General features: G+C 39.5%; 13 protein-coding genes and 1 pseudogene. 3 read left to right on the forward strand and 11 right to left on the reverse strand.

Annotated features, from left to right (window positions below; all coding sequences use genetic code 11):
* Positions 1-202: 202 nt before the first annotated feature.
* Positions 203-961: a fumarylacetoacetate hydrolase family protein gene (locus tag UF75_RS22775; protein ID WP_045576824.1), complete on the reverse strand. Its 759-nt coding sequence runs from the start codon at positions 959-961 to the stop codon at positions 203-205.
* A gap of 35 nt (positions 962-996) precedes the next feature.
* A pseudogene (gene nth / locus UF75_RS22780) lies at positions 997-1,642 on the reverse strand (endonuclease III).
* A gap of 222 nt (positions 1,643-1,864) precedes the next feature.
* On the opposite strand from nth, the gene UF75_RS22785 reads away from it, so the two are divergent.
* Positions 1,865-2,617 (forward strand): TSUP family transporter, encoded by a 753-nt coding sequence (locus UF75_RS22785; protein ID WP_045576825.1) that lies wholly within the window; start codon positions 1,865-1,867, stop codon positions 2,615-2,617.
* Positions 2,618-2,718: 101 nt separating this feature from the next.
* On the opposite strand, the gene UF75_RS22790 is transcribed toward UF75_RS22785, so the two are convergent.
* The 3 genes from UF75_RS22790 to UF75_RS28655 are packed head-to-tail and all read right to left on the reverse strand — an operon-like array spanning position 2,719 to position 5,624.
* Positions 2,719-3,840, reverse strand: a complete 1,122-nt coding sequence (locus UF75_RS22790; RefSeq protein WP_045576826.1) for a VanW family protein — start codon at positions 3,838-3,840, stop codon at positions 2,719-2,721.
* A 27-nt stretch (positions 3,841-3,867) separates the two neighbouring features.
* On the reverse strand, positions 3,868-4,653 hold the full coding sequence (locus UF75_RS22795) for a PRC-barrel domain-containing protein (RefSeq protein WP_045576827.1): 786 nt from the start codon (positions 4,651-4,653) through the stop codon (positions 3,868-3,870).
* Between the two features lie 20 nt (positions 4,654-4,673).
* Positions 4,674-5,624: a hypothetical protein gene (locus tag UF75_RS28655; RefSeq protein WP_156146571.1), complete on the reverse strand. Its 951-nt coding sequence runs from the start codon at positions 5,622-5,624 to the stop codon at positions 4,674-4,676.
* 290 nt (positions 5,625-5,914) lie between these two features.
* Between UF75_RS28655 and UF75_RS30470 the strand changes: the two genes are divergently transcribed.
* Together UF75_RS30470 and UF75_RS22805 are read left to right on the forward strand one after the other, a co-directional pair.
* Entirely contained in the window at positions 5,915-6,157 is a 243-nt protein-coding gene (locus UF75_RS30470) for a hypothetical protein (RefSeq protein ID WP_242860393.1), read from the forward strand.
* The gene (locus tag UF75_RS22805) at positions 6,135-6,962 is read left to right on the forward strand and encodes a sensor domain-containing diguanylate cyclase (protein WP_242860394.1); all 828 of its coding nucleotides are present in this window, start codon (positions 6,135-6,137) and stop codon (positions 6,960-6,962) included. The genes UF75_RS30470 and UF75_RS22805 overlap by 23 nt, the downstream gene beginning before the upstream one ends.
* A gap of 107 nt (positions 6,963-7,069) precedes the next feature.
* Here the strand turns inward: UF75_RS22805 and UF75_RS29430 are convergent, their stop codons facing one another.
* The 6 genes from UF75_RS29430 to UF75_RS22820 all read right to left on the reverse strand — a co-directional run bounded on the left by UF75_RS29430 (position 7,070) and on the right by UF75_RS22820 (position 9,070).
* Positions 7,070-7,216 (reverse strand): hypothetical protein, encoded by a 147-nt coding sequence (locus UF75_RS29430; protein ID WP_197079508.1) that lies wholly within the window; start codon positions 7,214-7,216, stop codon positions 7,070-7,072.
* 169 nt (positions 7,217-7,385) lie between these two features.
* Positions 7,386-7,583 carry a DUF1949 domain-containing protein gene (locus tag UF75_RS31150; protein ID WP_348983094.1) on the reverse strand — a complete coding sequence of 66 codons (198 nt, stop codon included), beginning with the start codon at positions 7,581-7,583 and terminating at the stop codon, positions 7,386-7,388.
* Positions 7,584-7,630: 47 nt separating this feature from the next.
* Positions 7,631-7,999 (reverse strand): YigZ family protein, encoded by a 369-nt coding sequence (locus UF75_RS31155; protein WP_348983095.1) that lies wholly within the window; start codon positions 7,997-7,999, stop codon positions 7,631-7,633.
* Positions 8,000-8,010: 11 nt separating this feature from the next.
* Positions 8,011-8,394 (reverse strand): thioesterase family protein, encoded by a 384-nt coding sequence (locus UF75_RS22815; protein WP_045576829.1) that lies wholly within the window; start codon positions 8,392-8,394, stop codon positions 8,011-8,013.
* Between the two features lie 107 nt (positions 8,395-8,501).
* Positions 8,502-8,630: a hypothetical protein gene (locus UF75_RS30915; protein WP_282433852.1), complete on the reverse strand. Its 129-nt coding sequence runs from the start codon at positions 8,628-8,630 to the stop codon at positions 8,502-8,504.
* A gap of 17 nt (positions 8,631-8,647) precedes the next feature.
* Complete coding sequence (locus UF75_RS22820; protein ID WP_045576830.1) at positions 8,648-9,070, reverse strand: CBS domain-containing protein; 423 nt, start codon at positions 9,068-9,070, stop codon at positions 8,648-8,650.
* Positions 9,071-9,382: the final 312 nt, after the last annotated feature.

Consider the following 9,382-nt stretch of genomic DNA (forward strand, 5'->3'; position numbering starts at 1 on the left):
CCTTCCGCCAACATGGCGTTATGCCCCGTTGGTTCGGCCGTAATGGACTCTAATAATGGATCCTCTCTAGATAAAAAGTGGAACATCGGCAACATATTGGTATTCGGGTTATGTCCTATGCGAATCATGCTGTCTACCCCCATGTCGTTATCAACATTTGAACTTGTTAACATTCTCATTCAACTACAAAAATTATATTATATTATTTTATATAATTACGTAGTTCCCCTATCGATTCAATCCTAACAATTACCTCATCGCCCGGTTGCATAGGACCCACGCCCTCCGGTGTACCCGTTAAAACCACATCCCCAGGCAAAAGGGTCATTACTTGAGAAATAAAACTCAGAAGTTTCGGTATAGAATTAATAAAATTTTGAGTGTTGGAAGACTGTTTTACAACACCATTGAGCAAACACTGGATGTCTAGTTTACTCGGGTCAATATCTGTTACGACCCAAGGACCAATAGGACAAAACGTATCAAATGATTTTCCACGAGTCCATTGACCATCCTTCATTTGCAAATCTCTTGCGGTGACATCATTAGCGCACGTATACCCAAAGATAGCTTTAGTAGCCTCTTCCTCTGTCGCATCTTTGATGATCGCTCCGATTATTACTGCTAATTCCGCTTCATGGTCCACACGTTTACTAATCTTAGGGTAGACAATCTCCGAACCTGGACCAATTACACTAGAATGCGGCTTCATAAAAATCACAGGATCTTCCGGTAAAGAATGTTTCAATTCTTGAATATGTAATGCATAATTTAGACCGATACAAACCACTTTATGAGGTTCCACTGGGGCAAGTAAGCTAACCTGATCCAAAGGCAACCATGCATCAATTGGTTTAGATTTGGGGTCAAGGAATGATCCATTTAACAAATGTACCTGCTCCCCTTCAACAAAACCAAACCCAATTTCCTTTTCATGATTCATAAAACGAACGTATCTCATAAAAATCATCCTTTCAAAATCATATAGTTTGTCTATTAAACGGTCTGATTTGTCTTACAAACTTGAGCGACTGGACATTCGTTACAAAGTGGTTTTCGTGCAGTACAAATCCGCCTACCATGAAAAATTAGAAGATGATGGACTAGGGACCATCTATCTTGAGGGAAAATCTGCATCAGTTCTTCTTCGACTTTATCCGGTGTTTTTCCCTGAACAATGCCTAAACGATGGGCCACTCGAAAAACATGAGTATCAACCGCGATCGCAGGTAGGCTAAAGGCATTACTGACAACAACATTAGCAGTTTTACGTCCAACCCCCGGAAGCATTCTCAATAATTCTAGATCAGCAGGCACCCGTCCCTCATGTTCCTCCACTAACACTTTGCATGCTGCAAGAATATTTTTTTGCTTTGTTATGAAAGAGCCCGAGAGAACGGATTTTAAGTTCAAGTAGTGTTTGCCCTAATGAGATGATCCCCTCAGGCGTGTTCGTTTCGGCAAATAGGGACTCCGTAACTAGATTTACTCTTTCATCGGTACACTGAGCAGATAAGATCGTCGCAATGAGCAATTCAAAGGGCGTATGATACACAAGCTCACAGCGCGCATCTGGAAACTTCTCTTGTAAAGCGACAAAAATATATTGGGATACTGACTCATTGGAACGAATCTCCGTCATAGGTGAACCCTCCGCCTGCCTATCCTAAGAACTTCTTAAATAATGCAACACTTGAAGATTTGCTAATTCCGATTGAAGCTAAGCTTTTTATTACTATTACCATAATATCATAAAACCTTCAGAATCCCGGAACTTTTATAAGTCAATTAACCAAAGGGATGACGAAAACCTTACTTAAGAGTATAATCAGTAGGCAAATTAATATAAATGAGGTAATGATAAATGTGGCTTAATCTTTTTCTGATCTGCACTCTTGGTTTTTTAGCTGCGACTGTTGACGCAATTGCTGGAGGCGGTGGTCTTATTAGTCTACCAGCATTACTGATGGTAGGTGTCCCCCCGCATCTCGCGCTTGGTACCAATAAATTTGCTGCATCCCTAGCTTCTTTAAACAGTTCCGTCACTTTTGCACGCTCTGGAAAAGTAAACTTTGCCCTTGTAAAGTGGCAAATTCCTTTTACTTTGTTAGGTGCCTTTTTGGGAGCCTGGGCAGTTCTTAGGGTAAGCTCTGCCTTTTTGAATAAAGCAGTCTTAGTCCTAATCTTGGTGGTAGGACTTTATACTCTGCTCCATAAAAATTTAGGAATGGAAAATCAATTCAAAGGACTCACTCTTCGAAAAATTGTTATAGGATGTCTATTTGCTTTTGCATTAGGGTTTTATGACGGATTTTTCGGCCCTGGAACAGGGTCCTTTCTAATCTTTTCATTTATCGCACTCTATGGCTTCGACTTTGTCGTTGCTTCTGCCAATTCTAAAGTCTTAAATTTCACAAGTAATATTGCCTCTCTTCTCCTCTTCGCCTGGTATGGACAGGTTCTCTTTATATACGGCATCCCCATGGCCCTTTTCATGATCTTAGGATCGTATGTAGGCACTAAACTTGCCATTAAACGAGGCGCTCAACTAGTCAAACCAATCTTTATCATTATGTCTCTGCTAGTAGCTGCAAAACTCATTTATCAGTATATTTAACCTCGATGACCTATAGAAAAAAATTTGGCTACAAATTGTAGCCAATAGATTAATCCCCTAATAGATGACTAACCTGAACATTTACGCCGATCAAAGAATCGTTATTTGGGGTCCAGGTACCAATCCGCCGGACTTGTAGGATAACCCCCGGGAGTCGGAAGAACAGGGTGTTGCTCATCTGCAAGTCCAAATAATCGGATTCTTACCCAGTTATAACCGGTTCTGGAACTAATCAGTAAGTACCCATGAGTATCGTTTCGAAAGCGAAAATCAAGTTGTCCATAGGAAACGGTGGCATCTTGTCCTTTTAATACATAAGATACTGGCAAAGAATGAGTATGTTTTTCTTCAACGGATAAACGAGCCTGACTGGCTGCTTGATAAAGAGTGCTTGAGTCTTGGCAGATGCCCCCGCCATTATCTTTAGTCATGGACTTATCTACAAAGATTATAGCTGGTTGGTAGCCTGCAGCCTGAGTCCGCTCTCCTACAACTCCATTGAACGAAAATACTTCTCCTGGTGCAATTAGGTGATTATCAATAGCCATAGCGGCTATACGTACATTTTGGGTACGTGACACATCCTGAGCATTAAAATACGTTGTGTAATCCCCTAAAATATCCTTGATTTTAGTTAAGTCAGCAATACTAGGCTGAACAGAGATTTCCTTGATGACAACTTCAACCTTGTTCACATGTTCTTGAGTAATTTTCAACCAGGTTGCTTCAATATCCACTTCTTGCCCTGATTGCCCCTCTGTCTTTTCTAGTCGACCATCTTTATAAACGATCGTCGCCTTATGCATAGGTTGGCTAATAATTTTACTTATACCTTCCAGCTGAGCGATAATCTCATTACGGTCTATTCCAATGCCATCCTTCGAGATACCATGTGGTGAACGAGCTAAGCTACTGAGAACATCTACAACCTTAGATCCTGTAGTGATTGGAAATACGAGATCCAACCATTGTTCGATCCCCTCATAAGTTCTATCTGTTTTCAAAGGGAATACTTGATCTTTATAGGTGACAGAATTCGGGATTTTTTCTTTGAGTAAAGAGGATATCTGAGTTCTACTTAAACCAGATAAGTCCTGTCCCCAAACAATCAACCCCGCTGGAGCTTGATCATGTGTATTACCATAAGAAATAACAGTTCCCAGAACGAGGGTAATACATAATTGCAATAATAAGGCTATCAAAAGCAATCCGGTTTTTTTCATATACTACATCTCATCGAGCTTTCTTAGTTAGTTTTTCTGTAAATGGGAGGTTACTTCCATCAAAGTACTACGGGTAGTAATGTGAGTCACCATTTCAGGTGTAATAGTTTCTCCAGCCTTCAAACTATCACCATTATCGAGAATAATAGTCTTTTCTACCCTTTTTCCAATAAAATATTGGAGTTGACGTTGCTCAAATAAGTTAAAACCAGCCTCCTGTTCTCCAACAGAATCATCGTCCCTTGATAAGCCCTGGATTGGATCTGATACTGGTGTTGGGTCCATAGAGTAAGAGGGTATTTCAAATAGGTTTTCATTGCTTTGTTCAGGGATTTCCTTATTCTGAACGGTCTGATCTCCTTCAATGATCAGTAATTCCTTGCCTAGAGTAATGATCTTTTCGGCTTCAATTTCATGCATTCGTGCGTCAGATTCAAATAGACAGGCTGCAATTCGACCTGTTTCCTCATCAATCAGTATTTCTTTAACTTCTCCTATGAGTTGCCCCTTTTTAGTTAAAACCTTTGTTCCTAAAACACGAGTATTTTGCCTTAACAAATTCTGGACTTCCATATTCTGTGCGACGTCTTGAATAACTTCAGAATTCGGGATCGTAATCGCAAATTCTCCAAGCCCAAGAATGTCAGCATAAGGAAGTACCTTCGCTCCAAAATAATCTGTGGGTTGATCGATAATCAAAAAATCTAATGTTTTTTCCTGTGGATTAAGAACGAAATCTTTTACAACCCCAACTTGAGTACCGTCCGAAATACTAATAATACGCAACCCGATAATTTCTTTTGTCGGCTTCATGGCGAACAAGCCCCCTTCATTTAGTTTATATCGATATTTTCTTTTGTCATCCAAACATTAAACTGATGACTAAGTTCGGAATTGAATCGGGGCAAATACCTTTTAATAATCCCATCCAACTGAGAAAGCGCATATTCGCGCTCATCCAGATTGTTCCAAAGCCAATAACAATCAAGAATTAGATAAAAAGCAATATCTGGAACAGGGTCAAGTGATAACGCTTTGGAAAAATAGAAGGCGGCCTGTTCAAAGTTGTCCGAATGTTTTGCCTTAAATCCCAAATCGATCAACTCTTCGAGAGATATTATGTTAAGTTCAGGGAATGGTTCAAGCAATGTTAAGGCTAGCGCCTCCGTATTATTAAGCGTGGTATCAATTTCAACTAGCTCTTCGTGAAGTTCTACGATACTCACTTGCTCTTCTTGAGGTTCTACGATACTCACTTGCTCTTCCTGAAGTTCTACGATACTCACTTGCTCTTCTTGAGGTTCTGCGATGCTCATTTGCTCTTCTTGAGGTTCTGCGATACTCATTTGCTCTTCTTGAGGTTCTACGATACTCATTTGCTCTTCTTGAGGTTCTGCGATACTCATTTGCTCTTCTTGAGGTTCTACGATACTCATTTGCTCTTCTTGAGGTTCTGCGATACTCATTTGCTCTTCTTGAAGTTCGCCAGTATAATCTTGGTCTTTTTGACGTTCAGCTATACGCTCTTGGATATCAATATTTTCTTCGGACCTGTTCTGTTCGAGACAGATTGCATCGTTTTGTGATTTGTCTTTGTTTATTCGAAGGATTGGCCATAAGGTTCCTATAATAACAAAAAACAAAATTGACAGAATCCACCAAATTATTCGTTCCGTCCGAAGTGCCCAAGGGAATAATAAGACAACACAACACAAAAAGAAGGCCATTAAAAATGCTCTTCTCCTGGTTATGCCAAATAGTTGGGCTTGCCAAGTCAAATACATTACAAATGGAATGCTTCCAATAATAACAGTTATTTCATAGGTCAGAATATAGGTCCTCCTTCATCCTGAACATTCTTTTTTAAAAATTCGACATAAGTCTCATTTCTCCTTCTTATTACACTTCTGATTTATAAGGATTTTAATGGGCATAACTTTTTAAACGATTTCTTTTAATCCCAAAAATATTGCAAAGGATAAATACATTTTATAGAGAATACAATAAGGATTCTAAAACTTTTTCTAACAACCATTCAGCAACAAGTTTTGATCAAAGGTTTGGAGGTTACGCTGTGTCAGATTATAATAACGACTCTTTAGACATTACCTTATTGCGTCAGAGGGTAAACCTCTTAGAAAACCAGCTTGAAGAAATACGTTTACAAACACATGTACTTTTAGATATTGCTCGTGCTCTTAATGCTTCTCTTGATCCAAAGGTTATCGCCGCCAATATAATTAGTGCCATGGTTTCGCTCATAAGTATTAACCAAGCAAGCGTTTATCTTTATAATGACAAAAAAAAGCGACTTTGAAGTTATAGGAGTTTTTGACTCTAGAACACTTTCTCCACAGATGCCGCCACAGCTTGATTTATCAATACCCTTAAAGGTCTTAGCGGACGGCGCGACATATTACCAAGCACCAACAGATTTTCAAGAATGGGAATGGGTTTGTTGCTTACCTCTTGAAAATTCACAACGCAAAATTGGAACCATCAATATCCATGCCCTCCGACAAAAGGAAATCACCCCCGAACAAATGAATTTTCTAGAAACAGTAGCCGGTCATGCCACTTCCGCTTTAGAAAACGCCCTTCTATATGCCATTGTTGAACGAGAATCAATTACTGATGGACTTACAGGTGTGTATAACCACCGTTACTTCCAAAAACGGTTGCGAGAACACATTTCACTCTGCCAACGTCGTAAACGCTCTGTCACCTTTGGTCTACTGATCATTGATGTCGATAATTTCAAACAAATTAATGACCGGTACGGTCATCAATTTGGAGACATAGTACTTAAGACAATTGTAAAGGAGCTCCAAAATAATTTAAGAGAAGAAGACTTGATTGCCCGTTACGGTGGAGAAGAATTTGTCATTCTTATACCTGAAGCAACCGAAAAAATCGTCTTACTAATTAGTGAAAAGGTTCGAGAGGTTGTGGAAAGAACCACGGTGCAATATTCAGAAACCAACCTCCAGGTATCTGTTACAGTAAGTATTGGCGTTACACTTTGGCGCTCAACCGACTCTCCAGCTTCTGTGATTTCTAGAGCAGACAACGCCTTATATCAAGCCAAAACTACAGGTCGTAATCAAAGTATTCTTAAATGAGCCAGCTTATAAATCCCCCCTGGATCAGAAAAACACCCCTTCCATTCCTGCTGGGGGTGTTTTTCGTTTACTAGAAGTGCAGTATTTAATTATATATAGACTACCCTCTATACTTCAATAGCTCTGGGTATCTGTCCATGATTTTTGGCTGAATTGATTGACATTCTAATTAGTTGAAAACATGATGCCATGATTACTATGGCACAACCGCCAAGGAATCCCCCGATCATGATGACTGGGATAAAAGCTAACATGAAATCACTCCCTTTTTGCTTAAGAATTTTTAGTATTACCTTATTACCTTGTCCTATATTCTTCTTTTCACTAATAGTGTAACAGATCAAATAATAAAAAGAAAGTGATTGTGTTCACTTTCATAAAGTCTTATTCTTCTAAATTTAGTAAATCTTTAAAAACTTTTAACTATCCCCATACCACTCCAAGATCTTCATAGTTTACTTGTTTTCGAGTATAATTATCCACCCAATTCACGAACAATTCAGATTCATGTTCGGGGACATGGACATAAATCTGAATAACATCACTAAATTCCTCTTTTAATATTGTCCAATTGTGCTGACCAAACTGATACTTAAGCATTTCAAACCATTCATATGGCACATGTAATATAAAACTCCGATAGGTCGTGATCCTTTTTAAATCGGTTTCTAAAATAACTTGACGGGCGGTTCCACCATAAGCTCTTGAAAGTCCCCCAGTTCCAAGCAGGATCCCCCAAAATATCTTACAACTACTACTAAAACATTCCAGACATTTCGATGCTGAAGGACATCCAAAATTGGTCGTCCTCCTGTCCCTTGTGGCTCGCCATCATCAGACGATTTCTCAATAAGCCCCAAATGCAAACGATAGGCATAAACGTAGTGGCGTGCATTGGGATAATCCTCGTGAATTCTTCGCATTGAAGTTTCGATCTGCTCTATCGTCTGGAGGGGAACTGCGATGCCAATAAACTGTGATTTTTCAATAACTTGGTCCCTAATCGTCATTTTAGATAACGTAAAAAATTCATCCACACTCATATCCCCTATTTACGGTTTCGAGCTTTTACCAAAAATGGTTCTACCTCAATTACAACTCGTTCATGCTTTCCGGAGCCAATCTGACCAACTTCATCTCGTGCTTCCACTGCAAAAAGAAGACGGCGACGATCTATTTCAATTAGTTCTGCGGTAGCATAAACCTTTGAGCCGATAGGAGTTGCCGCTGAATGCATGATACTAAGGGAAGTACCGACACTTGATTGCCCATCTGGTAAGGACAGGGCATTTATAGCAGCTTGTTCCATAAGCGCAACCATCGCCGGTGTTGCGAATACCTCTAAAGTTCCACTTCCCATAGCTTCTGCAGTATTTAAGGAAGAAACCGTTGTTTCTGCATGACCTTGAATCCCAACTAACAAATTCAACATGAACACATCCTTGTTCTATACTCTTCTAACCTAAGTCTACCACAAAGATAATAGCGTTGTGAACTCTTTTTTCACAACGCTATTATCCAATCATCAATGCAGAAAATTTAATACATCCTAGCAATCCAAAAGCCAATATAACCGACAACCAAAATCCCTACAATATGAAGAACCCACCATCCCGTGCGAAAGGCACCCCAAGTTCCCAAGTCGAGACGATCACGAAGATCACCCATTTAAATCACCTCTTTAATTAATGATGAGCACCCTGTGATATATCACTAAGGGCATCTCCCGCTTCATTAATATGGATTTTTTCTATAGCTAAATCACCAAGGGCAACAATTCCTATGAGTTTATCCTTTTCCACGACGGGAAGTCTTCGAATTTGATAGGTTGCCATTAAATCTGCTGCCTCATGCACATCTTGATCAGGGGTTACAGTAACAACCTTTGAGTTCATGACTTCTTTGGCGCTTCGATTTTCAATGGTTTTTCCCTCAGCAACGGCTCTAAGAACTATGTCACGGTCTGTAACAATACCAATTACTTTTTGTCCTTCACATATTGGAATAGAACCAATATCATTTTTCTTCATCATGCTTGCTAACTCCACAACTGTAGAATTGGGTGCAGCATAATCGACATTGGCTGTCATAACTTCACGAACTTTCATAATCCTAATCCCCCAATACAAATTTCATTCAACAAACAAAGATAGTATAAACAGCTTTACAAAAATCATGCACTAACAATATAAACACCTTCTAATAAATTGAAAATCCCCAGGCATCTCCTTCGAGCCGCCAAGGGATTTTTGTATGATTAGAAGCTTACAGCAATCATTTTACCTCCGTAGTAGATCTAATTTGGTTTGCTAATGGGTTTCGTGCCATAAACTATGGCCACTACTCCTCCTGCCAAATTATCAAATCGTGTTTCTACAAGTCCACACTCTGCAAAGATACGCACTAATTCCTCCTGAGCT

It is taken from the genome of Desulfosporosinus sp. I2, assembly GCF_000960765.1.
In the GTDB taxonomy this organism is placed as follows: Bacteria; Bacillota; Desulfitobacteriia; order Desulfitobacteriales; family Desulfitobacteriaceae; genus Desulfosporosinus.

Bases quoted from the DNA above. Each gene is read 5' to 3' on its own strand.
- UF75_RS22775 (WP_045576824.1), bottom strand. From the start codon at position 961: ATGAGATACGTTCGTTTTATGAATCATGAAAAGGAAATTGGGTTTGGT.
- UF75_RS22785 (WP_045576825.1), top strand. From the start codon at position 1,865: ATGTGGCTTAATCTTTTTCTGATCTGCACTCTTGGTTTTTTAGCTGCG.
- UF75_RS22790 (WP_045576826.1), bottom strand. From the start codon at position 3,840: ATGAAAAAAACCGGATTGCTTTTGATAGCCTTATTATTGCAATTATGT.
- UF75_RS22795 (WP_045576827.1), bottom strand. From the start codon at position 4,653: ATGAAGCCGACAAAAGAAATTATCGGGTTGCGTATTATTAGTATTTCG.
- UF75_RS28655 (WP_156146571.1), bottom strand. From the start codon at position 5,624: ATGTATTTGACTTGGCAAGCCCAACTATTTGGCATAACCAGGAGAAGA.
- UF75_RS22805 (WP_242860394.1), top strand. From the start codon at position 6,135: ATGACAAAAAAAAGCGACTTTGAAGTTATAGGAGTTTTTGACTCTAGA.
- UF75_RS29430 (WP_197079508.1), bottom strand. From the start codon at position 7,216: ATGTTAGCTTTTATCCCAGTCATCATGATCGGGGGATTCCTTGGCGGT.
- UF75_RS22815 (WP_045576829.1), bottom strand. From the start codon at position 8,394: ATGTTGAATTTGTTAGTTGGGATTCAAGGTCATGCAGAAACAACGGTT.
- UF75_RS30915 (WP_282433852.1), bottom strand. From the start codon at position 8,630: ATGGGTGATCTTCGTGATCGTCTCGACTTGGGAACTTGGGGTGCCTTT.
- UF75_RS22820 (WP_045576830.1), bottom strand. From the start codon at position 9,070: ATGAAAGTTCGTGAAGTTATGACAGCCAATGTCGATTATGCTGCACCC.